Here is a 25238-nt window from a genome sequence, read left to right on the forward strand (position 1 = left end):
GCGCGAAATGTCTCTACGTCATCGAGACAAAGGAAGCGACTCAATGTACTTTATTTGCATCCACTCAGACCAAGAACCAATTTACTATTGAAACAGACACTAAGAGGAAGGTAGATTACAAGAGTATAGGATGACTCGGCTAGGTAATGAATAGAGCTGAATTAGGCTCATAAAAAAGCTAAAAGAGCAGTAGATGAAAAAAGCGTTAGTATTCTCCCTGATTTCAATGGCCGCTTTTACGCCGAATGTGCAGGCCACCCAAGTTCTTAATGGGTATTGGGCATATCAAGAATTTTTAGACCAGTTTCCACAACAGAAGCAGCTAACTAGTGCGTTGGCTGAAGTGGTAAGAGAAACCCCTGTACCCGTAGCAAAAGACAAAAAGCGTCCACTGAAAATTTCTGTTGTTTATCCAGGGCAGCAGATCTCTGATTATTGGATTCGAAACATCGATGCGTTTGAAAAACGCCTAGATAAGCTTGATATCGACTATCAACTAAATCAAGTGTTTACTCGTCCTAATGCAGATATAAAGCAGCAAAGTTTGTCTTTAATGGAGGCGCTGAAAAGCAACTCCGATTACTTGATCTTTACTCTAGATACCACAAGACATCGTAAGTTTGTTGAGCATGTCTTAGATTCAAAGAAAACCAAGTTAATTTTACAAAATATCACCACACCTGTTAGGGATTGGGAACATCATCAGCCGTTTCTTTATGTTGGTTTCGACCACGCAGAAGGAAGTCGTGAATTGGCCGTTGAGTTTGGCAAGCGTTTCCCTAAACATAGCCACTATAGTGTTCTCTATTTCTCGGAGGGCTACATTAGTGACATCAGAGGCAACACTTTTATCAACCAAGTGAACCGCGATAATCAATTTGAACTACAATCTGCTTACTACACCAAAGCAACAAAGCAATCTGGGTATAAAGCTGCAAAAGCCAGTTTGGAGAAGTATCCGGACGTTGACTTCATTTACGCGTGTTCTACCGATGTAGCATTAGGTGCTGTTGACGCTCTTAAAGAGTTAGGTCGTGACGATGTAATGATCAATGGTTGGGGCGGCGGTTCAGCAGAGTTAGAGGCGCTTTCTAAAGGGGAGTTAGACGTTACCGTTATGCGTATGAACGATGATACAGGTATTGCAATGGCTGAGGCCATTAAGTGGGATTTAGAAGGAAAGCCAGTTCCCACTGTTTACTCTGGTGATTTTGAAGTCGTTACCAAATCGGACTCTCCAGAAAGAATTGAAGCATTAAGAAAACGTGCATTTAGATACTCAGATAATTGATGACAACTACATCAAAAACAAGAAAGCGTCGCTCACTGTCGACGCTTATTACCAAAATAATTATTCTCGTACTTGCTCCGATCATTCTAGGCATCTTTGTTCAGAGTTATTACTTCTCGAAGCAGATTATTTGGCAGGAAGTCGACCGAACCAAGCAGCAGACCTCTGCCCTGATCCTGAACATTTTTGATAGCCATTTTGCAGCGATTCAGATTCATCACAACAGCAATTCGAAAAGTGATGTTGTATTGGATTTTTATACAGAACGTGATGAAGAGGCACTCAATTACTTTTTCATGAGTATTGACCAGAGTGATCCTTCCCATACACCGGAGTTTCGTTTCCTAACCGATCATCAAGGTATTATTTGGGACGATGGCAACGCGCATTTCTATGGCATCAACAACCTGATACTTAGCCGACTTGCCAGTCAAGTGACCTTTAGCAACAACTGGTATTATCTACCCTCACAGACCCCGATGGGAACTCGCCATCTTTTACTTCGTCGTGTACCCGTTTTACAACCTAAAACCGGTGAAGTGATGGGGTACTCTTACAATGTTGTTGTTTTAGATAATAACTTTGGGTTGATGGAAAGGTTAAAAAATGAAGGCAACGTCGACAATGTTGTGTTGGTCGCTAACAACACACCATTGGCAAGCTCATTAGTAGGAGATGAGGCTTATCAAATATTTGACGTACTCAAACGACGAGAGTCCCAGCACAAGCTTGACCAATTATTGATCATCAAAACCCCTATTGAGGTAAATGCCGCCGAGACTGACTTGTGCTTGCTTACTGTGCAAGACAATCAGAGCGTGGTGACATTGCAAATCCAACACCTGCTAGCAATGCTAGCCTCAGTTATCGGTATGGTTATGATTGCGCTAATGACTAAAGAATGGATCGAGAATCGAGTAGTTGAAGAGTTAGGATCCCTGATGGCATATACCCGCTCGGCTCGTGAAGAAAAAGGATTTGAGCGTTTTGAGGGGTCAGATATTGAGGAATTCGATCATATTGGTTCGACACTAGAAAACACTTTTGAAGAGCTTGAAGCACAAAAGCGGTCTTTCCGAGACCTGTTTAACTTTGCGTTATCACCTATTATGGTGTGGTCTGAATCGGGTGTACTTATCCAAATCAATCCGGCAGCACGCAAAGAGTTAGTCATGGAAAACGATATTGAAACCATGCACCCAGTGTTCAAAGGTTTCAAAGAAAAGTTGATGCCACACCTTCGCATGGCGGCTCAGGGAGCTACGTTGACAGGCGTTAATGTGCCAATTGGAGACAAAGTATATCGCTGGAACTTATCGCCGATTCGAGTTGATGGAGATATTAGCGGTATTATTGTTCAAGGTCAGGATATAACCACGCTAATTGAGGCGGAAAAACAGAGTAACTTGGCGCGCAAAGAAGCAGAGAAATCTGCTCAAGCCCGTGCCGACTTTCTGGCTAAAATGAGCCATGAGATCCGAACGCCAATCAATGGAATTTTAGGGGTTGCTCAATTGCTAAAAGACTCTGTGGAAACAGAAGAGCAGAATAACCAAATTGACGTACTTCGACATAGTGGTGAGCACTTACTTGCTGTTTTGAATGATATTTTGGACTTTTCGAAGATTGAGCAGGGTAAGTTTAATATCCAAAAGCACCCGTTTTCTTTCACTGATACAATTCGAACGTTAGAAAACATTTATCGTCCTATTTGTGAAAGTAAAGGCGTCAACCTTGTCATTGAAAACAAAATAGATCCCAGTGTTGAAATCTTTACTGACCAAGTTCGTCTGAACCAAATTTTATTCAACCTAGTCAGTAACTCAGTAAAGTTTACGCCCTCGGGTAGCGTGCGCTTGCATGCTGAACTGGAGCAGTTCTATGGTGCTGACAATAGCGTGCTGGTCGTGGAAATTACGGATACAGGTATCGGCATCGAGTCTGACAAACTCGACCAAATGTTCGAACCTTTTGTTCAAGAAGAAGCAACAACGACTCGAGAATACGGTGGCAGTGGCTTAGGGCTGACCATTGTGAAGAGCCTTGTCGACATGCTGGAAGGTGATGTTCAAGTCCGCAGTCAGAAAGGCTTAGGAACGACTTTTGTCATTACAATGCCAGTGAAAGATCGTGAGCGAGTACTCACCCCTCTTGATTCGAGTTTGCGAGTTAAGCCAGGTGAACTATTTGCAGAGAGTCTCAAAGTGTTGTTGGTAGAGGATAACCATACTAACGCATTCATTCTAAAAGCGTTTTGTAACAAGTACAAAATGCAGGTTGATTGGGCGAAAGATGGGTTAGAAGCAATGGAATTCTTAAAAGATCATACTTACGATTTGATACTGATGGACAACCAACTTCCGCATCTTGGTGGAATTGAAACGACCAAAGAGATCCGACAAAAGCTAAAACTAGGCACGCCAATTTATGCGTGTACTGCTGACACCGCGAAAGAAACCAGTGACGCCTTTATGGAATCGGGTGCGAATTACGTGCTTCTCAAGCCGATTAAAGAAAATGCGCTCCATGAAGCATTTGTGGATTTTAAGCAGCGGTTCTTAGTCGAGCGAACATGAATAATTGGCTCACTACGGGATAACCCAATTATTCATTATCTGAAAAGCACAACACCATGACTGTGGGTTGTGCTTTTTTGTATCTGACCCTTTTATTCTTATACAAATCAGACTTTATTGGTCTCGACGTTTGTTGTGTACATCGCTGCATTTCAAATTCAAACATAGTGTTGTGTTACTTAGATTTCTGCCCCTTCACTGACACACCCAGCGTGATTTCAATCACAAAAAGATATTTACTTAGCGTGCTAACTATTTTATATTGCTTAGCACGCTAAGTAATTGAGTAGATCTTATGATTCAAGACATCAACAGTTTGCGAGACCTTTCTCTGGCTGAAAAATTATCTCGTGTTGCTCGTTTGTGGAAAATGGTTGCAGATCGCGAGTTAGAGCCTTTAAACCTGACGTATCCGCGTTGGACTGCGTTATGGAAGCTTTATCGAATGGGTGACAACATCAGTCAGAAGCATTTGGCTGAAGCGCTTGAGATCGAGTTAGCGTCGTTGATGCGAACATTAAAATTATTAGAAGAGCAATCTCTGATCACTCGCCATTGCTGTGAACACGATAAGCGAGCACGTATTGTTAGCCTCACAGAAGAGGGGAAAACCCTACTAAAGCAAATGGAGGCTCGGATTCTTCAAGTTCGAAGCAAGCTCCTAACGGACATCAACGACCAGGAACTTCAGCAGCTTTCATTGATTCTTGATCAGATTGCTCACAATGCGCTTGATTCACTTAGCGAATAAGTCAGAAAACCGAATAAAAAGAGAAGTAAACGCCTATGACTCCAGATCAAAAATTCGCACGTTGGATCAAATATTCTTGCGTCGCGTTTGTCCTTGTCTTTGCCTATTTTCTAGTTGCAGATCTCGCTATGCCGTTGACGCCTCAGGCAATGGCAACGCGTGTGGTAACTAAAGTGGCCCCCCGTGTGAGTGGGCAGATTACGCATCTTTATGTTGCCAACAACCAAGAAATAAGCCAAGGCGATCTACTATTTCAGATTGATCCCCAGCCTTATCAGCTCGCCGTAGAAAAGGCTCAGCTTAACCTCGAGCGTGTGATTCAAAACAACGAACAACTTGATGCTTCTATTGCTGCGGCAAAAGCAGACGTTGAAGCGAGCAAAATCGTGGCGGAACAAAAAGTTCGCGAAGCAAAACGTCTTAATACTCTGTTTCACCGTAATGGTACTTCGCAACAGCAGCGTGATGACGCACAGAGCAGTGCAACGGTAGCTAAAGCGAACTTACTGGCCGCACGTGCTCGTTTAAAAGAGTTGGAAGTAAACCGCGGTGATTTAGGCGCAACGAATGTGAATATCCGCGTGGCGCAAAACCAGCTAAAACAAGCGGAACTTAATCTGTCTTACACTCAAGTCTCGGCGGAACATGATGGCGTTGTCGCTAACTTGCAGCTGGAGACGGGGGCCTATGCGGCAGCTGGTACACCTCTTGTCGCTTTAGTCTCCGATGACGTGGATATCATTGCCGACTTTCGTGAAAAGAGTTTACGACACTTTAATCAGAACAGCCGTGCGTTAGTGGCTTTTGATAGCTTGCCTGGTGATGTATTTGAAGCTCGTATTACGAGTGTGGATGCCGGGGTCAGCTCGGGTCAGTTCGATGCGGATGGTCGCTTAGCAACACCAACTGACTCAAACCGTTGGGTGAGAGACGCGCAGCGCTTACGTTTACATTTAGCTATCGATGAGCCTCAGCAGCGTGCATTTCCAGCAGGGGCACGAGCAACCGTGCAGTTGTTGCCAGAAAACGCATTATCTGGCTGGTTAGCGAGATGCCAGATCCAATTCTTGAGTCTTCTTCATTATATTTATTAACGAGGAGGCGATATGAAGTTATGGGACCACCCCATGTCGGAAAACGACTTCCGTCAGTGTTTGCGCATTGCAACTGGTGCGACTATTGGTTTCACTTTATGTAAAGTATTTGGTTGGAACTATGGCGTATTCTTTACTGTAACCCCGATGCTGTTACTTGGAATGGTGCCAGTCATGAGTCTACATGCCGCACGACAACTGATTTTTTCAGCGGTTGTGTGTGGATTAGAAGTTGGGGTGCTTGGTGGATTGTTTGGTGGGCACCCAGGCATGATGACAATCATTGCATTCGGGTTGTTCCTATATAAATTCGCCTGTATGTCAAAAGGGAGCTTGTTCTTATTTGGAGCGAACAGCGTACTGAGCTTAAGCATCATGCTGCATTTTGCTAGTTATCCAACCACTGACTTAAATGACCTAATATTTAGCAACCTGCAAGCGAATGTTATTTCAGTGATCGTTGCTTATGTGGTGACATTTTTGATTCCCGATGCGGAACCTCGTCAGCCACCAGCGAAACCGTCGCAGCCTAAACAGAGTCATCGAATGCGTCATGAAGCCCTTATGGGGGCGAGTATCGCTACAATGTCTTTCCTTGTATTCCAGCTATTTGACCTCAGTGACTCTATGTCTGCTCAGGCGACAACCTTACTTTTATTGTTTCCTATGCATTGGAACGGTGCTTTAGGGTATGCGCGAAAAAGAGCAATGGGGACCTTGATGGGGGTGACCTTTGGTATTGTCGGACAACTTGTATTATACGATTGGTCGGATACCTTATTGTTTATCGTCCCATTGCTTTGGATTGGTGCAATGATGTTCAGTTATATGCACGTGAAAGAGTCTAGCGGTTCGGGAGCCGGATTTGGCGGCTTAACCACATTAGGCATTTTGTTCGGCCAATATCTTACTCCGGATGGTGACTTAATGTTCAGTGCGCTGTATCGCGTGAGCAGTATTTTGTTTGCTATTGTTGCGACGCTGCTTGTGACCTATACGGTTCACAGAATACTCAACAGCTTTGAGGCGACGCGCTTTAGCGAGCTGTAAGTTCAGACGTTACTGGTTAGAAAGGATTGCTCCAGTAACTCTGTTTTTAGTTCGTGAGTCATCGCAATGGGACTGGCAAACTTAATTCCAACTACCCATCCCTTCACCAATTTCTTAATGTTGGCAATGACACATCGATTTTCTTCTCCGATATAGTGGCTTAACGGGCATTCGATGGTAACACTCTCACCCACGTTGAATTCGGGCTCAATCAAGGTTGATATACCAACACCTGCTAGAGAAAAATCGATAAGGCTACCGTCGTAGACATTCCCTGCATGAATAACGTTACAGTCCATTTGCAACTTGTAACGCTCATGTTCCCGAACTGGTTTGGTTGCAAATGTTCCTGGAATGCGGATAAACAAAAGGGGGGATGGTCGAACGGTCGTCGTCAGCACGCTGGACTTAAACGCAATGACATGGCCTAACTCCGTATCTGATACACCACGCACGATGACATCGGCGTTGGGGAGTTTTCTCATCACTTGCTCTTCAAGCAAACGCATTGGTATATCAAGAATCAAATAAGCATTTTCTTTCATCCCAAGATAGGTGGTGGAATACGTATATTGATCCTTAGGCCCAAATTCGAAATTAGTAGAAAGTTTCATTCCCGGTTTGAGAAACCTATGCAGTTCATCTTTAGTATGAGTGGCTGGCATCACATTGGCGTTTTAATTTTTTAGTTAAGCTGAGGCTATCAAAACGCCATTTTGTTATTCAAGATAGTAAGGCATAAGTTTTTGTAAAATCATCGCTATCTGTGAAGTGGTGGGCGATAAGTTTGGCTCATTCCACCTTTCATAAAGATTTGGCTTGCCACAATACTGCCGCATGTGACCAACATCAGCGCTAACCAAGTGAGAGAATCTGGTTGTTCACCAAAAATTGGAACGGCAAGAAGTGTCGCGACGACTGGAGTTAATGAACCAAAAGCAGCGCTGGCTTCGGCACCGATGATCCTAATTGCATAAATGAAAGTGAAAGAAGCGATTAAACCTGCGCCAACACCTTGTAGCATCGCGTGGCCAAATAACTCCTCCCATGGCCACTGGCTGAACGGTGTTACCACCAAATAACTGTCTACCCACCCGAAACCAACGGCGATGATGAGCAGAGCCAAAGACGCGATTGCAACGAATCCTGCACAGACGTGTGCATTAAGATTGGCGACACGAGCGCTGATGGTGAAAGCAGCCCACATGATGCTGCCAGTTAGAAACAGGATATGCCCTTGCAACTGAGACCAGTTGTACTCTGCGCCGCTATTAGAAAGAAGGAATACGAAAATCCCTAACAACACCGTAGAAAGCCCGATTAAGCGGTGAGCACTCAGCGACTGTTGATAACAAAGTACCGCGATAGCAGAAACAAACAATGGCAAAGTGCCAGGCACTAATGCACTGCCGTGCGCCACGGGAGCGAAATGCATAGCCGTTCCGACGACCAGAAGATAGGGAAGGCCGCTTCCAACCACAACACCAACCAGGTAGCGTTTAGGCACTACGCGCAGCGACTGTTTATGCTTAATCACAAACGGTAATAAAATTATACTTGGGATTAGAAAGCGGACTAACGCGATATCGGCTGGCTGCAAGGCAGAAATTGCGCCCCCTTTTAAAGAAATAAAGAAACCAGACCAAAGCAGTAAGGTCGTTAATATAGCTGCGTATCCCAAGATCATTATCGACATGTCCATTTGTAAATGATGTGTTAATTGTTGAATAAAACTCTTGCCAAAGGGAGGCAAAGTTTGACGTGATTAGGCTTGATGTTGGTGATAAATTGCGTATAAGTGTTAATTGTTGGTGATTAAAGGCACGGAAGAATAAATGGATAAAATTGACAGGCAACTTATCAACCTAATGCAGAAGGATGCCACTCTGACAACGGCAGAACTTGCTGATCAAGTAGGGCTATCGGCATCACCTTGTGCAAGACGCATTAAGCGTTTGGAGCAGGAAGGTGTAATAAGTGGTTATCGAGCTATTGTGTCCAGAGACACTGTAGGCATCGCAATGACTGTATTTGTTGAAGTGAGTTTAAATAACCACCAAGCTTCTTCGATTGATGAGTTTGAACATGCCGTTGTTGAGATGGATGAAGTGATCTCATGCCATGTCGTATCAGGGGCCTATGATTACCTGTTAGAGGTGGTCAGTAAAGATCTCGCTGGTTATGAAACATTTACTAGAAAGTTACAGCGATTAGAAAATGTGAAAGATATTCATACCCACCTGGCGATTAGACAAGTGAAAGGAAATGGCAGTTTGCCGATTTATGCATAAGAAAGATGAAATTTTTCGATAGACTTAAGATTGCCCACTATCATCGAAAGCGATATAGACAGTTTGGTAAAGACAGAGCCCGAACTTTGGGATGGGCAGATAAGTATAGTCAGAACAGCCGTTTTGAGGCGTTGTGCCGAGGGTTAACGTTAGACGGTTCAAGTATTTTAGATATTGGGTGCGGCTACGGAGACTTGTTAGCGTTTATCGAACTTACGGGGGGGCTTCCTCAAAGCTATATTGGCATTGATCAGCAAAAACAGTTTATCTCTGAAGCCAGAAAACGAGATTTTCGTACGCAAAGTAAGTTTATATGTGGCGACTTTTCAACGTTGGTATTGCCTCGTTGCGACTTTGTTTTTGCTTCCGGATCATTGAACTATCAATCCACCAACCCAAATCATACCATTGAAATGATTGATAAAATGTACCGAGCGACAGAGAAAGGTTGTGTGTTTAACTTGTTGGATGAATCCAAACTACCCAGCATGAAAATGTTAGCGTCGCACAATAAAGAAGGTGTCTTTCGCTATTGTCGGTTGCTGTGTCCGAATACACGATTGATTGAGGGGTACTCCGAGCACGACTTTACGATTGCCATGATCAAAAAAGAGGAGTCCGTTTCCTGACTCCGCCTTATAAATTCTTAAGCCTTATTGGTTTTTGTATTGTGAGATTTCACAGTTACCTGTGTATCTATCAACCTTGAATGAGAAAGCGGCTGAATGGTATTCCCTCCCATCACTCCATATTGTTTCTCCGAAGATTTTACAAAGATCCAAATCACTGATTGAACCGAACTCTTTTACGTGCCTAACTACTGACAAAAACTTGGCTTTGGTAGCATTAGGACATTCCCTGTTACTTAATCGATTGATAACCATGTTTGTAGCATCATCTCCAGCCAAATGTGACTTTTTATTAAATTTTATTAATGGCTAAACTAACCAAAAAATGTCCATAAGTAAAGCATTAATGTGACGTATGTCTCTATAAATTGATTGTCTTGGTCATGGTTTAGTCAAGTTTGTCAAAGGGAACAATCCCATTATTTACATTTGATATTATTCACGACTAAGGAAAGATAAAAAGCACGAATAACGTCCAATATTGGAGTGAAAAACCAACATCGTCTATTCAAAACTGGCTCTGTTTTTACTTCGAAACATCTTGAGCGTATTGGAGTGCTCGAGCTTCTTTATCATAGACTTGTGACAGAGTTTGATATTGTGAAGAGAGGCGCTTGTAATCTTCAGCAAGTTCCAAAGCGTTGGTGTTATACCATTCCGCAGTTATTTGATTGGCTGTTTTGTTTGACTCGCGGCACTTTTGGGCCAGGATCTCCCACCCATTAGCTGACCATTGGGATTGTGTGCTCAATTTAAGCAGCTGATTCGCTTTAGTTGTGAGCTCTTCTTTGTATTGAATCGATGCTTTTAATTGCGCTTTGAACACATTTTGGTTCGACTTGGCACGCCAAAGTAGCACGAGCTCATGCAGTGAAAAGGTTTCGGACAATAACTGACGCTGTTTATGTTCGGTTAAAAGTGTATTGAATACCTCAACATGCTGATTGTAATTGGACTCTAAGCGATTGAATTGGGTAAGATTGTCATTCCACGACGATGGGTTACATTGAATATTGGCGTGCCCCGTTATCGGGAACAGAAGAAATAGTAGTATCCAATTGAGTCTGTTGATCATTATTGCTCGCGTTAGTTGACCTGCTCTTTTGAGTATATACCCAAATTTCTACGACATGCGTGCTGCTGGTGGGATAAGAATGAAAAGGAAAAGGGCATGAAGAAAATTCTCGTCGCATTGATTGTCATGCTGTTGCTCGGCGGAGCGGGGGCTGGATACTATTTCTTCTTTATGCAGAAAGATGAACCTGAAGCACCAAAGGCTACGCAAGTCGAGCAATCTTCACTGCAAAAAGAAACATCCAAACCGATTCTGGATTTAGAAGCCGCTCCCCCGGAAGTTACCGAGTACTACGTTATTGAGCGTCGTGTCAATGTTTACAACAAGCCTAACCTTAATGCTTTAGTTGTCGATACGCTCTATAAGGGAGAAAAAGTATCGGTGTTAGAAAAAGTAGATGGGTGGTACCGAATCTCCGGCTATCTTGTCTATGAAGAGGGTGGTGAAGAAAAAGCCGAATGGTTGAATGCTGAGGGGTTATCGGAAGCAGAGCCAGTTATTAAAGAGCAAGAGCGCTTAGAGATATTGGATGAATACCTACAGAAGTCGGATGATTTAAAAGTTCACTTGGATATTTTCCGTAAGAAAACACAGCAATTGTTAGACGATGAAACTTGTGACCCGAGTGATTTTGAGGAGCTCGGAGGCTGGGTTCGTTCTGTGACGTTCAAAAAGCGCAACGTTTACTTCATCTATTGTGGCGGTTTGGAGCAAGAGAACAAGATCTACTTAGATGTTGATAAGGGCGATATTTTTTATCGATAACTCACCACCAATTACACTCGTTCTCTAAAGACGTTTTGATAAATGCAATAACGATGCAAACCTGAAATCAGAGATTTATAACTTTTTAGTTGTGAACCATAATCAATAGGAATACTATCAACGAGTCAAGTGACCTAACTTGGCTCTTTGTGTTTTTAGAGAGTTCCTATGCCTTGGATTTACCTTAGAAAGTTGATTTTGCTGCTATTTGCAATGGTATTGCTACCAGTGCATGTATCTGCTGCGCAAATCGACCACAAGGCTCACGTACCGCACTTTTCTAAGCTACAACCTTTTGTAGCCGTAAGTGTATCGCCAAACTCTTCCGTCGATTTTTCTGAAGTTTCAGAAGAAAGCTCTCAATCTCCAGTATCTGAAGGCCATGCAAGTCTCGATTCCGTTGCTTTGTTTAACTCTCAGCGCTGGACGTCTTACTTACGGGAAGGGCTTGATGACGAGCACGTAGATTTTGTCGGCGATCTCACTACTCCGTTTTACGCTGATGCGGGTTACGCATACAGCTTGATGGACATTAACTGGCGTCACAACCAGTCCACATTTTATCATTTCACAAGCGATCATCGCATTTCTGGTTGGAAAGAGACCAATGCCATGTACGTCGCACTCAATAGTCAGTTTTCTGCCTAAACACCATTTATTTGCACCATTGTGCACTCTTAACACGACGATTGTATTCGACAGGACGTGAGCGTTCTGAGCATTTCATACCCTGAATTTATTCTGGGCGCATCTGTCGTGTGTTAAGCCTTGTTATTAAAAGCTTCACTTCATCGTGAAGGGATGATGTTTACATGAAAAAAACACCAAAGCAGCAAAAGAACAGAAAGCTGATGAATCACTACTCAGCTTGGAAATATGTCGTATTAATCACGACGGTCATTATTTTAACCCTAAGTGCTATACCAACTTGGTTTGGCGAACAGCCTTCTATCCAGTTGACGTTTTCGGAGCAAAACAACAGTGAAATGTCGGTTGTTCATCTGAATCAACTGCTAAAAACCAACCATATTTCAGCCGACAAAATCATCGAAAAAGACGGCAAAACAACCATTGTATTCGATGGTGAAGATGCGCAAAGTAAAGCTCGTGTGTTGTTAAACAAAGAGCTAAATAAAGACGACAGCATCACTTTCTCATACGTATCGGTTGCGCCAGAATGGTTGAATGAGATGGGCTTTAGCCCAATTAAACTCGGTCTTGACCTTCGTGGTGGCGTTCAGTTCTTGTTGAATGTTGATGTGAATAAAGCGTTTGAAGAGCAACGTGATGCGTTGATTGATGAAATCAAAGCGAATTTACGTGATCAACGTGTCCGTGGTGTGCAAGTTCGAGCAGAAAGCGGCAACCGAATTACGGTAAACAGTGACAGCGAGCAAGCATTGTCGGAAGTGAACAAGTTCTTGCGTCAAAATTACCCTGGCTGGATTTCAAAAAGTTCATCTCGTGGCTTTGTGCTTGAACCGAGTGAACAAAATATCCAAGAATTTCAATCGTCGACTCTTCAACAAAACCTGAAGATCATGCGTGGTCGTATTGAAGAACTTGGTATCACAGAAGCACTAGTGCAACGCCAAGGTAAAGAGAGCATTCGAATTGAACTCCCTGGTGTACAAGATCCTGCTCAAGCGAAAAACGTTATTGGTGCAACAGCAAGCTTGGCGTTTTATGAAGTGAAAGATGCGAGCCAAGCACACAGCAGCCAAGATCTTGTTCTTCAAGACAATGACGGTCGTACGGTGATTTTGGCAAAACGACCAGTCCTAACGGGTGAGCACATCGTAAACGCTCGTGCTGGTGTCGACAAAATGGGTATGTCAGAAGTAAATATTTCTCTTGACCACGCTGGTGGTAAGAAAATGAGCGACTTCTCAGCAACTCACATCGGCAAGCCAATGGCGACCGTTTACCGAGAGTACAAAACAAACGATCGCGGTGTAACCGAGCGTAGTGAGCGCGTTATCAGCGTCGCGACTATTCAATCTCAACTTGGTAGCCAGTTCCGTATTACCGGAGCAGGTAGCATGGACGATGCGCAGCAGTTAGCGCTATTGCTTCGCGCGGGCTCACTAACTGCGCCGGTTACTATTGTGGAAGAGCGTACTATCGGTGCTTCTCTGGGTGCAGAAAACATTGAAAACGGTTTTGCAGCACTGGCTTTAGGTATGGGTTTAACACTGACCTTTATGGCACTTTGGTACCGCCGCTTAGGTTGGGTAGCGAACGTGGCGCTTTGTGCCAACATGCTTTGTTTGCTTGGCCTAATTGCTTTGTTACCAGGCGCTGTGTTAACGCTTCCTGGCATTGCAGGCTTAGTGTTAACCGTCGGTATGGCAGTGGACACCAACGTTATTATTTTCGAACGTATTAAGGACAAAATGCGTGAAGGCCGCAGCTTCGCTCAAGCAATTGATCTAGGCTTTGACAGCGCATTCTCGACCATCCTTGATGCCAACATTACTACCATGATCACCGCCGTGATTTTGTACGCCATCGGTAATGGCCCAATCCAAGGCTTTGCCTTAACACTCGGATTAGGTTTGTTAACCAGTATGTTTACAGGCGTATTTGCCTCTCGAGCAATGATCAATTTAATTTGGGGCCGCGATGCCCGTCGTGATGTGAGGGTTTAATCATGGTCGAAATGCTAAAACAAAATATTCGTAAAATTCGCTACTTTACTACGCTAGTTTCCATCATTTTAACGGTGATCGCGATCGTCGCTCTAGGCTTTAAAGGGTTGAACCTAGGTTTGGACTTCACTGGCGGTATGGTGACAGAAGTAAAGGTAGATAAGCAGCTAACTAACCATGATCTGCTTGACGTTCTGCAACCAAAGCTTGGTGAATCTGCGTCAGTGACACGCTCTGGTGAAGATGGCCGTTGGGTGATTCGTTACTCTGCGCCGGAAGATGGACAAACGTTGCCAAGTGTAGAAGAGGTGTTGAAGCCAATCTCTCACCAAGTTGATGTTGTCAGCAACAGTATAGTTGGCGCTCAAGTTGGCCAAGACTTGTTTGAACAAGGTGGCTTAGCATTGTTGATTTGTGTGTTGAGTATTCTCGGTTACTTGTGTTTCCGTTTTGAGTGGCGTTTGGCCAGTGGTTCACTGTTTGCTTTGGCCCATGATGTGATCTTAGTGCTTGGTTTCTTTGCAATTACTCAAATGGAGTTCAACTTAACCGTTTTTGCTGCTGTGCTGGCGATTTTAGGTTACTCATTGAATGACTCGATCATCATTGCAGACCGAATCCGTGAGCTGTTGATTGCGAAACAGAGTTGGAAAACAGAAGACATCAATGACCAAGCTGTTATCGCGACGTTTTCACGCACTATGGTGACATCTGGTACGACATTGATCACTGTTGGTGCATTATGGATTATGGGAGGAGCGCCTTTGGCTGGTTTCTCAACCGCCATGTTTATTGGCGTTCTGTCGGGGACATGGTCTTCGATTTCGATTGGTACTGTGCTGCCTGAGTGGTTGAAACTGGAGCCGAAACATTATCTTCCAGTTGAGATCGACGCTGCGCCGTAGCATTATTTTTAAGGTAAAAGTGCTTGCGCCACTCATCTTGAGTGGCGCTTTTTTGTGCTTATTTCACGCGCATCAAGCGATGTTTCACAAGTCCCAAATCGAACTCTAAGACTTGTGAGCGCTTCATTGCTTCGACTTTATTCAACATTGGCTCTTGGTAGCCTTTCTTCTTCATCCACTGAAGAGGTACAGAGAAAGCATCTTCATTAACGACATAAGACTCGCCTTTATGCTCACCGCTATAGACGTTCACAACCCAAACTCGGGCTTGAAAGTCCAATACTTCACCCATGACTTTAGCGATTTTATTCAGAATATTTTTCATTGTTTCCAGTTTGCCTTAGCTTAGTAGCAACCAGACACCAACTCCCATCATTAAAGTGCCTGCGATACGGTTCATTAGACGTACATTCTTAGACTGACCTAATACGTGTTTCAACCCTTTACCACCAGTAGCGTACAGAGACATGCAAATGAACTCAAACAGTAAAATAATGGAGACAAGTATGATCAGTTGCGGTGCAAGCGCTGCGTTTTGGTCTATAAAAGGCGGTAAAAGAGAAATCATAAATGCCCAGCCTTTTGGGTTTGCGATTGCGGTAACGAAGCCTTGCATGATCAGTGCGATATTGTCACTCTTTGGTGTTTCTAAGTTGTCGACATTAATCGCAAGTTTCCCTCGCGATCGCCACATTTCAACACCAAGATAGAGTAAATAACCGCCACCAATGAACTTTAACGCGATAAACATCCAAGGATAATTGAGCATAATCGCAGCGATACCTAACACCGCAGAGACTGACACCAGCGCAACACCGAGAAGTTCTCCTATCATCATCCATAACGTGCGACGATAACCGATACTCATACCTAACGTTAGGGCGAGAGTCATGCACATACCAGGCGTGATTGAGACAAAAAAGAAAGTAGGGATGAACATACTGAGCAATGCAAGATTCATATCTGTTGATGATTTAGTGATTAAAGAGAAGCCACAAAGATAGTGCAAAGTGGAAAAGGATGCTACTACAAAGCGAACGATTACTTTCACTAGTAGCTAGTTGATGTTCTTCGAATATATAAATTTAAAATGAAATTATATTTTAATCTATGCGTCATAATAGTGCGTATTGCACCAGTATGAGACAAGCTCTTATATCATTTTTAGATTAAATATATTTAATTTATTATATTTTATCGGTATTAATCATCACTGTATTAAAATAATCGAATTGATAACTAAATTATCATTAAATACAGTAATTAAATGATATGTTTGATAATTATTTTTACTGATAATTGAATTATTATTCTAATCTCAAGTTTGTTGTAATCATATAGGCTTAAAATTCAGATCTTAAATCATGACATAATGTAACGTCTACCATTCTGTATGTAAGTACATGATATTTAATAATTATGTTTCTATTTCTGTTGGTGTGGCTTTTGTGGAAGTGTGATTTAAAACAATGACTTATGTAAAATTAACCATTTTATAACATTTCACGGGTAATGAGATCTAAATCAATCTTATGCAATTGGGTGAGTTTTTTATTTGAAATGTAATATTTCTAGGTTAACTTAAAATAAAGGCAGCACGGGATTGGTTGTCAAAAGAATAAATAAACACGTCAGTTGGTGAACTATTTCATCAGTGTATTAAGTTTGCTTTTTAAATGCCGTTAAGAATGGAGTCTTCAATGAAGAAAGTCGCTTTGATCACTGGATCAAAAGGCGGAATTGGTTCTGCTATTTCCTCTCAATTAGTCAATGACGGTTACCGTGTAATCGCTACTTATTTCACAGGTAACTACGAATGTGCGCTGGAGTGGTTCAACAGCAAAGGGTTTACCAAAGATCAGGTTCGCCTTTTTGAGTTGGATGTAACAAACACGACAGAGTGTGCAGAGAAATTGGCGCAATTGCTTGGGGAGGAGGGAACCATTGATGTTGTTGTCAACAACGCAGGAATCACACGTGATGGCGTGTTTAAAAAGATGACTGCGCAAGCTTGGAATGATGTCATCAATACCAACCTCAATAGTTTATTCAACGTTACGCAACCCCTCTTCGCTGCAATGTGCGAAAAAGGCGGTGGTCGTGTCATCAATATCTCTTCAGTCAATGGTCTTAAAGGGCAGTTTGGTCAAGCAAACTACTCGGCGGCGAAAGCTGGGATGATCGGTTTCTCTAAAGCCTTAGCATACGAAGGTGCTCGCTCGGGTGTGACAGTTAATGTTATCGCTCCGGGTTACACGGGTACGCCAATGGTTGAGCAAATGAAGCCAGAAGTGCTGGAATCCATTACGAACCAAATTCCAATGAAACGTCTTGCGACACCAGAGGAAATTGCAGCATCAGTGAGCTTCTTGGTCAGCGATGCGGGCGCCTACATCACCGGAGAGACTTTGTCGGTGAACGGCGGCTTATACATGCACTAAGGAGAGAAGATGATGGAAAAAGTATTTATCGTAGCGGCGAAGCGTACTCCAATTGGTGCTTTTGGTGGTAGCCTGAAAAATACTTCTGCTGGCGATCTGGCAGCAGTAGCGATTAAGGGCGCGTTGGAAGCGGCAAAGTTGCCTGGCGACAAGGTTGACGAAGTGATTGTTGGCAACGTTGTTGGTGCAGGTCAAGGAATGGGTGTTGGCCGCCAAGCGGCACTGTTTGCGGGGATTCCTGAATCTGTTCCTGCATATGGCGTAAACATGGTTTGCGGTAGTGGCATGAAAACGGTCATGGATGCCGTGTCCCATATCCGTAGTGGCGATGCTGAGATCGTTGTTGCAGCGGGTGTTGAAGTCATGTCTCAGATTCCGTTTGCTGCACCAAGCAGCATTCGTGATGGCAACAAAATGGGCAATCTGGAGCTAAAAGATCTGCTCATAGCGGACGGTTTAACCGATGTTTACAACCAATATCACATGGGTGTGACGGCAGAAAACGTAGCAAAACAAATCGGCTTAACTCGCCAGCAGCAAGACGAATACGCGCTGTCTAGCCAACAGAAAGCGGTAGCCGCTATCGAAGCTGGCAAATTTCAAGACGAAATTGTGCCAGTGGAAGTAAAGCAACGCCGTGAAACCGTGATGTTTGATACGGATGAATACCCAAAAGCGAACGCGACAATGGAAGCCTTAAGCAAGCTACGTCCTGCTTTTGACCGCGAAGGCACTGTGACTGCGGGTAATGCATCAGGCATTAACGATGGCGCGAGTGCGATTATCGTGGCGTCTGAAAGCGCAGTTAAAGCGCATGGATTAACGCCGCTTGCTGAGATCGTAAGCTATGCGCAATCGGGTCTTGATCCGAAGATCATGGGCCTAGGTCCTGTAGAGTCGGTCAATAAAGCACTCGAAAAAGCGGAACTCACAGTAAATGACATTGACGTTTACGAGTTAAACGAAGCATTTGCAGCGCAAGCACTTGGCGTGATTCATCAGTTGGCGGAAACAAACCAAGTTCCAGTTAACGCGATTCAAGATAAAGCGAACTTTAACGGTGGTGCTATCGCGCTAGGACACCCGCTTGGTGCATCTGGAAACCGAATCTTAGTCACGCTGGTTCACGAGCTTCATAAGCAAAATGGTCAATATGGCGTTGCTTCACTTTGTGTGGGCGGCGGCATGGGCACGGCTGTGGTTGTAAAGACAGTTAAGTAATTATTTAAACGGACATTTTTAATTCTTTCTCTAGGAGACAAACCATGTACACAGATTTCTTCAAAACATTTAGCGATCAAACTGAAAAAAATCTAGAACCTTACTTGAAGTTCAACAAGCTAGTGACAAAAAACGTAGAAGTGTTGACCGAGCTTCAATTGAACGCCATTCGCACATACAGTGAAGTGGGTCTAAACCAGATGAAAGCAGCGACAGAAATCAAAGACGTAACGTCATTGACTGCTTTCAACAGCCAGCAACTAAGCGTACTTACTAAACTTTCTCAACAAATGATGGATGACAGCAACAAGCTTCAAGCGATTGCAAAAGAGTTCAAAGAAGACGTTGAGAAAATGACTTCGGAAAATCTAAAGACTGTTACTCCAGCGTAATTTGTCCGATTCTCGCCGCCCCTAGATTTGGGCGGCGTTGTTTTTTCCGAATATAGGAGTAAGACTATGTTTCAACACTTCTTTTCGGACTATCTTGTGAAGCTTCAGGAAACCAATCATCAGTGGTGGCATGATTTCGAAGTGAACAAGGCAGTCGTGAACTCTCCTTTAAACAAGGCCATGCAAGAAGTGAACTTTGAGGATACTGCCAAACTGTTCGAACAAGCTGCGAATCAGCCTGCTGCGATTTTAAAGCTGCAAGCACAGTGGTGGGAACAGCAGCTGCAAATTTGGCAGAATGTTGCATTGGCAGGGAACCAAGCACAAATCGTCGAAGCTGAAAAAGGGGATAAGCGTTTCTCAAACGAAGCGTGGCAAAATGAAGCCATGTATAGCTTCATCAAACAATCCTACCTTTTATTTAGTAAGACCTATCTGGACACCATCGAGTCTTTGGAAGGCTTAGATGAAAAGACGAAAGAACGTATTATTTTTTTCTCTCGCCAAGCCATTAACGCCCTTTCTCCTTCCAACTTCATCGCCACTAACCCAGAGCTTTTGAAGCTGACACTTGAGCAAAACGGTCAAAACTTACTGGCAGGCTTAGAGCAGTTGAAAGAAGACGTTGAGTCGAGCGCAGACATTTTAAAAATTCGTATGACGAATAACAATGCATTCCGTGTGGGCGATGACGTTGCGACGACACAGGGCAATGTGGTTTTTCAAAACGAATTGTTTGAGTTGATTCAATATCGACCTCTAACAGAGAAAGTGAATGCGACGCCGCTGCTCATCGTCCCACCTTTCATCAATAAATACTACATCCTTGATTTAACGGCAAAGAACTCAATGGTTCGATGGTTGTTAGAGCAGGGGCACAGTGTATTTATGATGTCTTGGCGCAATCCAGGCAAGGCACAAGCGCACATAGAGTTTGGTGACTACGTGACAGAAGGCGTAGTGAAAGCCGTCGCTGCAATTGAAGATATAACAGGACAAGAGCAAATCAATGCGGCTGGTTATTGCATTGGTGGTACTGTTTTAGCAAGCACGGTTGCGTACTACGCTGCAAAACGTATGAAGAAGCGCATTAAGTCTGCCACTTTCTTCACCACATTGCTCGACTTCTCTCAACCAGGTGAAGTCGGCGCGTATATCAATGACACCATTGTTAGTGCAATTGAAGCGCAAAATAACGCAAAAGGGTATATGGACGGCCGTTCCTTAAGCGTGACGTTTAGTTTACTGCGTGAAAACAGCTTGTACTGGAACTACTACGTCGACAATTACTTGAAGGGTAACAGTCCGGTTGATTTCGACTTGTTGTACTGGAATAGCGATAGCACCAACGTCAGCGCTGCATCTCACAATTTCTTGCTTCGCGAGCTCTATTTAGAGAACAAGCTGGTGCAAGATAAAGGCGTCAAAATTGGTGGAGTATGGATTGATCTAAATAAGATCAAAATTCCTAGCTATTTTGTGTCAACGAAAGAAGACCATATTGCGTTATGGCAGGGAACTTACCGTGGTGCGCTGAACACAGGTGGCAACAAAACATTTGTCCTCGGTGAGTCTGGTCATATTGCGGGCATCGTGAACCCGCCAGCTAAAAATAAGTATGGTTATTGGTTGAACGATAATTTGGATGACTCTGCTGATGAGTGGTTGAATAACGCGGAACACAAAGAGGGATCGTGGTGGACACACTGGAACGAGTGGTTACTCCAATTCAACCCTAAAGAGCAAGTTGAGCCTTTCCCTATTGGCTCAGAAAACCATCCGGTTATTGATGAAGCGCCAGGACAATACGTCAAACAGGTTCTGCCAGTAAAAGAATCTTAAACAACTCCCTATAGCAGTAAATCTTAGCGGCCTTTATGGTCGCTTTTTTATGTATGATTGCTTGTTTATGGTTGGTAAGCACCATTGAGCAATAAATAAAAAGCGCCGAGCATTTGCTCGGCGCTCAGTGTCAACAAATAGGCTAGTTGACGAGTAGAGATGCGTTACGTTACACCTCTTTATCCTTACCAAATGACAGCAGCCAGAGAGAGATTGCTGCTACCGCCACAAAGCCGGAAAGAATAATCACTGGCATAGCACTGTAGCCAAGGATATGCCAAATTACAGATTCTAATGTACTCATGGTAAGTCTCCTTAGTGCCAGCCTTCAACGCCGCTCATGTCTGGTAGTTTGTGCGCAATACCTTTGTGACAGTCTACACATGTTTTCTCGCCTGAAGCGAGAGCGGTGGAGTGCTGTTCTGCCGCACGTGATCCTTGCTGAGAGTAATCCATGAAATCAAACTCATGACAGTTACGACATTCAAGAGAGTCATTCTTTTTCATACGTGCCCACTCTCGCTCTGCGAGGTGTCCACGACGCTCTTGGAACTTCTCTGGTGTATCGATCGTCTTCGTTACGAAGTGTGCAAATAGCTCTTTAGATGCCTGTACTTTACGAACGATCTTATCCGTCCATTCATGAGGAACGTGACAGTCTGAACAAATCGCACGAACACCAGATCGGTTGGAGTAGTGAATTGTTTCTTGAATTTCAGCAACGATCGGCGCGTGACAGCCAGAACAGAATTCTTCTGTGTTGGTTGCTTCCATACCTGTGTTGAATGCGCCCCAAAATAGAAGGCCACCAGCGAAGCCTAGAAATAAAACCACACCAGCGGCAGCTTTACTCGGGCTCGACAGTCTCTTCCAAAACGCTTTAAGTATTTTCATAAGTAACCTCTTAGTACTCGCGTTTCAATTACTGAAGCGAATCGACTGCCTTAAACTCGTTTTCCACTAGTGGTTTTGCATCCGTTTGTGGAACGTGACATTGCAAACAGAAGTAACGACGTGGAGACATATCTGCCAGTACCGCATCTTCTCTGTTTACATAGTGCGTTACGCTAATTTTAGTCGCACCTGACTCTTTTGCATTTTTCCAGCTATGGCATGCAAGACACTTGTTAGCATTTAACGAAATTTCGTAGTGACGAATACTGTGTGGGATCAACGGTGGTTGATAAACATAGCTGTCTTCAACAATTTGATCTTTAGGGAAGTCTTTGAACTCGTCTGCTGGACGCGTATCTTCCAATTGAGACATTCCACGTAAAGATTCTAGACCACCAATACCACCAGGATTATCCAACTCAGCTTGCGCAATGCCTGTCACTAACGCACCTACAGATAAAACTGCGACAAGTAATTTTTTCATCATTTCATCTCCGCCTTTATGGCTTAAATTCTTTATTAGGCCGCCATAATGACGGCCGTAGCATTCAGTATCTGAAGGTTAAGCAATCTTAGTGATTTTGACTGGGCACTTCTTAAAGTCTGTCTGTTTAGAAAGTGGATCAGTCGCATCTAGGATAAGCTTGTTAATCAAAATACGTGCATCAAAGAACGGTACGAATACCAAGCCTTTTGGCGGACGGTTACGACCGCGAGTTTCAACACGAACGCGTACTTCACCGCGTTTGTTTGCCATGAGTACTTCTTCACCACGACGAACATTGCGTGCTTTTGCGTCTTCTGGGTGCATGTAACACACTGCGTCTGGTACTGCTTTGTATAATTCAGGTACACGACGAGTCATGGTGCCTGTGTGCCAATGCTCAAGAACACGACCAGTACATAACCACATATCAAATTCATCGTTCGGTACTTCTGGTGGCGCTTCGTATGGCGCGGAAATGATCTTCGCTTTGCCATCAGCATTGCCGTAGAAGTCCCAACCAGAACCTTCTTTCGCGTATGGGTCTGAACCTTCTTTAAAGCGCCACTGTGTTTCCTTACCATCAACAACAGGCCAACGTAGACCACGTACTTGGTGGTAGCGGTCGTATGGAGCCAAATCATGACCGTGACCACGGCCAAATGTTGCGTATTCCTCAAACAGACCTTTTTGAACATAGAAACCGAAGTGGTGAGCATCGTCATTCAGTTCACGAGCTTCTTCGATAGGGAATTTGTCGACGTTACCATTGCGGTAAAGTACGTCGTACATTGTTTTACCACGGTATTGAGGCGCTTTCGCTAGAAGCTCTTCAGGCCACACTTCTTCCATTTTGAAGCGTTTCGAGAACTCCATTAGCTGCCACAGGTCGGATTTTGCTTGACCGACTGTGCCCACTTGTTGGTACCAAGCTTGGGTACGACGCTCTGCGTTACCGTAAGCACCTTCTTTTTCAATCCACATAGCGGTAGGAAGAATAAGGTCTGCTGCTTGTGCTGTTGCTGTCGGGTATGGGTCAGACACAACGATGAAGTTTTCTGGGTTGCGGTAACCTGGAAGACGCTCTGTGTTGATGTTTGGACCGGCTTGCATGTTGTTGTTACATTGAACCCAGTAACAGTTCAGAACGCCGTCATTCAGCATACGGTCTTGCAATACGGCGTGGAAGCCAGGTTTTGGTGGAATCGTACCTTCTGGCAGTTTCCAGATGTCTTCTGCAATCTTACGGTGTTTAGGGTTAGCAACCACCATGTCCGCTGGTAGGCGGTGAGCAAACGTACCAACCTCACGAGCGGTACCACATGCTGATGGTTGGCCCGTTAGTGAGAATGGGCTGTTCCCCGGAGTCGAGATCTTACCGGTTAGTAGGTGGATGTTGTAAACCAAGTTATTCATCCATACACCACGAGTATGCTGGTTCATACCCATCGTCCATAGAGACATCACTTTCGTGTTTGGATCCGCGTATTGCTTCGCAAGCTCGATAAGCTTCTCTTTCTCAACACCAGAGATTTCAGATGCTTTTTCTACTGTGTATGGCGCTACTGATTTCTTGTACTCTTCGAATGAGATAGAAGTGAGTTTGCCAGAGTTCGGGTTCTTCGCTGCTTTTTGTAGCGGATCATCGTCACGTAGACCGTAGCCGATGTCAGTGTCTGCTTGAGTGAAGTTCGTGTGTTTGTTCACGAAGTCCCAGTTTACTGCATCGTTTTCGATGATGTAGTTTGCGATGAAGTTAGCAATTGCAAGGTCAGACTGAGGATTGAAAATGTAGCCGTGGTCTGCCAACTCAAATGAACGATGGTAGTAAGTAGAAAGCACGTTCACTTTAACGTGAGGGTGGCTTAGGCGGCGGTCAGTAATGCGAGTCCATAGAACCGGGTGCATCTCTGCCATGTTTGAGCCCCAAAGAACGAAAGCGTCTGCGTTCTCAAAGTCATCGTAACAACCCATTGGCTCATCGATACCGAATGCGCGCATGAAACCTACAACGGCAGAAGCCATACAGTGACGAGCGTTTGGATCAATGTTGTTTGATCGGAAGCCTGCTTTCATTAACTTTGACGCAGCGTAGCCTTCCATTACTGTCCATTGGCCTGAGCCAAACATACCTACGCTTGTTGGGCCTTTTTTCTCGAGGGAAGCTTTCCATTTCTCAGCCATGATGTCGAAAGCGTCATCCCAAGAGATAGGTGTAAATTCACCATCTTTGTGGAATTTGCCATCTTTCATTCGTAGCATCGGTTGAGTTAGACGGTCTTGACCGTACATGATCTTAGAAAGGAAGTAACCTTTGATGCAGTTCAGACCTTTGTTTACTGGTGCTTCTGGGTCACCCTGTGTTGCTACCACTTTGCCGTTTTGAGTGCCAACAAGAACAGAACAGCCTGTACCACAGAAACGACAAGGTGCTTTGTCCCATGTGATTTTGGTTTGATCAGAGCTTGCAATCAGGTTGGCTGCAGATGCTGGTAGTGTCACACCTGCGACAGCAGCAGCTGATGCAGCCGCGTTTGCTTTCACAAACGCACGTCTTGTCATTTTCATACTTCACCCTCGATTTGGGAATGTTGTGTTCCAGTGTCTTCTTCATCCGTTTCTTCAAGCCCAGTTTCGATTTGGTGATAAACCAATACCGTGCTTAAGACGTTCGGTAAATTATTAATGGCATCGATAGTGTCTGTGATGAAACCTTGGTTCTCAGTTTCAAGTACGACGATAATCTTGCCTTCAGGACTGTCACCATAGATTTCCGCATTTTCGTGTGCTTCTATCTTTTGTTTGATTTCGTCCAAATGTTCCGGCAGCACATGTACTACCAAACTTGAAATATGCACTTCATTTAGTGACATATAGCTCTCTCAT

General features: G+C 43.9%; 25 protein-coding genes. 15 read left to right on the forward strand and 10 right to left on the reverse strand.

The features are described from left to right. Nucleotides 1-193 precede the first annotated feature (193 nt). From R7Q41_RS06700 to R7Q41_RS06720, 5 genes are all read left to right on the forward strand, one after another. Complete coding sequence (locus R7Q41_RS06700) at nucleotides 194-1291, forward strand: autoinducer 2-binding periplasmic protein LuxP (protein WP_318108150.1); 1098 nt, start codon at nucleotides 194-196, stop codon at nucleotides 1289-1291. After that, nucleotides 1291-3867: a quorum-sensing autoinducer 2 sensor kinase/phosphatase LuxQ gene (gene luxQ, locus R7Q41_RS06705; protein WP_318144427.1), complete on the forward strand. Its 2577-nt coding sequence runs from the start codon at nucleotides 1291-1293 to the stop codon at nucleotides 3865-3867. The genes R7Q41_RS06700 and luxQ overlap by 1 nt, the downstream gene beginning before the upstream one ends. Before the next feature lie 295 nt (nucleotides 3868-4162). Continuing rightward, complete coding sequence (gene slyA / locus R7Q41_RS06710) at nucleotides 4163-4618, forward strand: transcriptional regulator SlyA (protein ID WP_005373589.1); 456 nt, start codon at nucleotides 4163-4165, stop codon at nucleotides 4616-4618. Between the two features lie 35 nt (nucleotides 4619-4653). After that, the gene (locus R7Q41_RS06715; protein ID WP_318144428.1) at nucleotides 4654-5712 is read left to right on the forward strand and encodes an HlyD family secretion protein; all 1059 of its coding nucleotides are present in this window, start codon (nucleotides 4654-4656) and stop codon (nucleotides 5710-5712) included. A 12-nt stretch (nucleotides 5713-5724) separates the two neighbouring features. Next, nucleotides 5725-6762, forward strand: a complete 1038-nt coding sequence (locus tag R7Q41_RS06720; protein WP_258629144.1) for a DUF2955 domain-containing protein — start codon at nucleotides 5725-5727, stop codon at nucleotides 6760-6762. Nucleotides 6763-6764: 2 nt separating this feature from the next. Here R7Q41_RS06720 and R7Q41_RS06725 read toward each other — a convergent pair whose 3' ends face one another. Beyond that, nucleotides 6765-7427 carry a flagellar brake protein gene (locus tag R7Q41_RS06725; protein ID WP_064369362.1) on the reverse strand — a complete coding sequence of 221 codons (663 nt, stop codon included), beginning with the start codon at nucleotides 7425-7427 and terminating at the stop codon, nucleotides 6765-6767. Nucleotides 7428-7522: 95 nt separating this feature from the next. Continuing rightward, entirely contained in the window at nucleotides 7523-8449 is a 927-nt protein-coding gene (locus tag R7Q41_RS06730; protein ID WP_017635181.1) for a DMT family transporter, read from the reverse strand. A 148-nt stretch (nucleotides 8450-8597) separates the two neighbouring features. Between R7Q41_RS06730 and R7Q41_RS06735 the strand changes: the two genes are divergently transcribed. Beyond that, nucleotides 8598-9053, forward strand: a complete 456-nt coding sequence (locus R7Q41_RS06735) for an Lrp/AsnC family transcriptional regulator (protein ID WP_005373581.1) — start codon at nucleotides 8598-8600, stop codon at nucleotides 9051-9053. Nucleotides 9054-9058: 5 nt separating this feature from the next. Next, on the forward strand, nucleotides 9059-9682 hold the full coding sequence (locus R7Q41_RS06740; protein WP_258629146.1) for a class I SAM-dependent methyltransferase: 624 nt from the start codon (nucleotides 9059-9061) through the stop codon (nucleotides 9680-9682). Nucleotides 9683-10208: 526 nt separating this feature from the next. Here the strand turns inward: R7Q41_RS06740 and R7Q41_RS06750 are convergent. Beyond that, nucleotides 10209-10757 carry a hypothetical protein gene (locus R7Q41_RS06750; protein WP_017635183.1) on the reverse strand — a complete coding sequence of 183 codons (549 nt, stop codon included), beginning with the start codon at nucleotides 10755-10757 and terminating at the stop codon, nucleotides 10209-10211. Between the two features lie 96 nt (nucleotides 10758-10853). On the opposite strand from R7Q41_RS06750, the gene R7Q41_RS06755 reads away from it, so the two are divergent. From R7Q41_RS06755 to secF, 4 genes are all read left to right on the forward strand, one after another. Then, on the forward strand, nucleotides 10854-11522 hold the full coding sequence (locus R7Q41_RS06755) for an SH3 domain-containing protein (RefSeq protein ID WP_170893132.1): 669 nt from the start codon (nucleotides 10854-10856) through the stop codon (nucleotides 11520-11522). Nucleotides 11523-11690: 168 nt separating this feature from the next. Continuing rightward, on the forward strand, nucleotides 11691-12170 hold the full coding sequence (locus R7Q41_RS06760) for a hypothetical protein (RefSeq protein ID WP_005373572.1): 480 nt from the start codon (nucleotides 11691-11693) through the stop codon (nucleotides 12168-12170). Nucleotides 12171-12334: 164 nt separating this feature from the next. After that, nucleotides 12335-14173 carry a protein translocase subunit SecD gene (gene secD / locus R7Q41_RS06765; RefSeq protein ID WP_017635185.1) on the forward strand — a complete coding sequence of 613 codons (1839 nt, stop codon included), beginning with the start codon at nucleotides 12335-12337 and terminating at the stop codon, nucleotides 14171-14173. Nucleotides 14174-14175: 2 nt separating this feature from the next. Beyond that, nucleotides 14176-15078: a protein translocase subunit SecF gene (secF, locus tag R7Q41_RS06770; RefSeq protein WP_005373567.1), complete on the forward strand. Its 903-nt coding sequence runs from the start codon at nucleotides 14176-14178 to the stop codon at nucleotides 15076-15078. 58 nt (nucleotides 15079-15136) lie between these two features. Here secF and R7Q41_RS06775 read toward each other — a convergent pair whose 3' ends face one another. Both R7Q41_RS06775 and R7Q41_RS06780 read right to left on the reverse strand, forming a co-directional pair. Further along, nucleotides 15137-15403 (reverse strand): hypothetical protein, encoded by a 267-nt coding sequence (locus tag R7Q41_RS06775; protein WP_005373566.1) that lies wholly within the window; start codon nucleotides 15401-15403, stop codon nucleotides 15137-15139. A 15-nt stretch (nucleotides 15404-15418) separates the two neighbouring features. Continuing rightward, on the reverse strand, nucleotides 15419-16039 hold the full coding sequence (locus R7Q41_RS06780; RefSeq protein ID WP_021035942.1) for a LysE family translocator: 621 nt from the start codon (nucleotides 16037-16039) through the stop codon (nucleotides 15419-15421). A 739-nt stretch (nucleotides 16040-16778) separates the two neighbouring features. Between R7Q41_RS06780 and R7Q41_RS06785 the strand changes: the two genes are divergently transcribed. The 4 genes from R7Q41_RS06785 to phaC all read left to right on the forward strand — a co-directional run bounded on the left by R7Q41_RS06785 (nucleotide 16779) and on the right by phaC (nucleotide 20974). Then, nucleotides 16779-17519, forward strand: a complete 741-nt coding sequence (locus R7Q41_RS06785) for an SDR family oxidoreductase (protein WP_005373555.1) — start codon at nucleotides 16779-16781, stop codon at nucleotides 17517-17519. A gap of 12 nt (nucleotides 17520-17531) precedes the next feature. Further along, nucleotides 17532-18740 carry an acetyl-CoA C-acetyltransferase gene (locus R7Q41_RS06790; RefSeq protein WP_053349411.1) on the forward strand — a complete coding sequence of 403 codons (1209 nt, stop codon included), beginning with the start codon at nucleotides 17532-17534 and terminating at the stop codon, nucleotides 18738-18740. Between the two features lie 44 nt (nucleotides 18741-18784). Continuing rightward, nucleotides 18785-19132, forward strand: a complete 348-nt coding sequence (locus R7Q41_RS06795) for a phasin family protein (protein ID WP_005373550.1) — start codon at nucleotides 18785-18787, stop codon at nucleotides 19130-19132. Nucleotides 19133-19198: 66 nt separating this feature from the next. Next, nucleotides 19199-20974: a class I poly(R)-hydroxyalkanoic acid synthase gene (gene phaC, locus R7Q41_RS06800; RefSeq protein ID WP_017819891.1), complete on the forward strand. Its 1776-nt coding sequence runs from the start codon at nucleotides 19199-19201 to the stop codon at nucleotides 20972-20974. Between the two features lie 169 nt (nucleotides 20975-21143). Here the strand turns inward: phaC and R7Q41_RS06805 are convergent, their stop codons facing one another. The 5 genes from R7Q41_RS06805 to R7Q41_RS06825 all read right to left on the reverse strand — a co-directional run bounded on the left by R7Q41_RS06805 (nucleotide 21144) and on the right by R7Q41_RS06825 (nucleotide 25225). After that, nucleotides 21144-21278 (reverse strand): TIGR02808 family protein, encoded by a 135-nt coding sequence (locus tag R7Q41_RS06805; RefSeq protein WP_005373546.1) that lies wholly within the window; start codon nucleotides 21276-21278, stop codon nucleotides 21144-21146. A gap of 11 nt (nucleotides 21279-21289) precedes the next feature. Further along, on the reverse strand, nucleotides 21290-21868 hold the full coding sequence (locus tag R7Q41_RS06810) for a NapC/NirT family cytochrome c (RefSeq protein WP_005373542.1): 579 nt from the start codon (nucleotides 21866-21868) through the stop codon (nucleotides 21290-21292). A gap of 28 nt (nucleotides 21869-21896) precedes the next feature. After that, a complete protein-coding gene (locus tag R7Q41_RS06815; protein ID WP_005389061.1) occupies nucleotides 21897-22352 on the reverse strand; it encodes a nitrate reductase cytochrome c-type subunit in 456 nt (151 codons plus the stop codon). 78 nt (nucleotides 22353-22430) lie between these two features. Beyond that, a complete protein-coding gene (gene napA / locus R7Q41_RS06820) occupies nucleotides 22431-24920 on the reverse strand; it encodes a periplasmic nitrate reductase subunit alpha (protein ID WP_005389060.1) in 2490 nt (829 codons plus the stop codon). Further along, nucleotides 24917-25225, reverse strand: coding sequence for a chaperone NapD (locus tag R7Q41_RS06825; RefSeq protein WP_005373535.1), 309 nt, complete (start codon nucleotides 25223-25225; stop codon nucleotides 24917-24919). The genes napA and R7Q41_RS06825 overlap by 4 nt, the downstream gene beginning before the upstream one ends. Nucleotides 25226-25238: the final 13 nt, after the last annotated feature.

Source organism: Vibrio sp. 2096 (assembly GCF_033339595.1).
In the GTDB taxonomy this organism is placed as follows: domain Bacteria; phylum Pseudomonadota; class Gammaproteobacteria; order Enterobacterales; family Vibrionaceae; genus Vibrio; species Vibrio alginolyticus.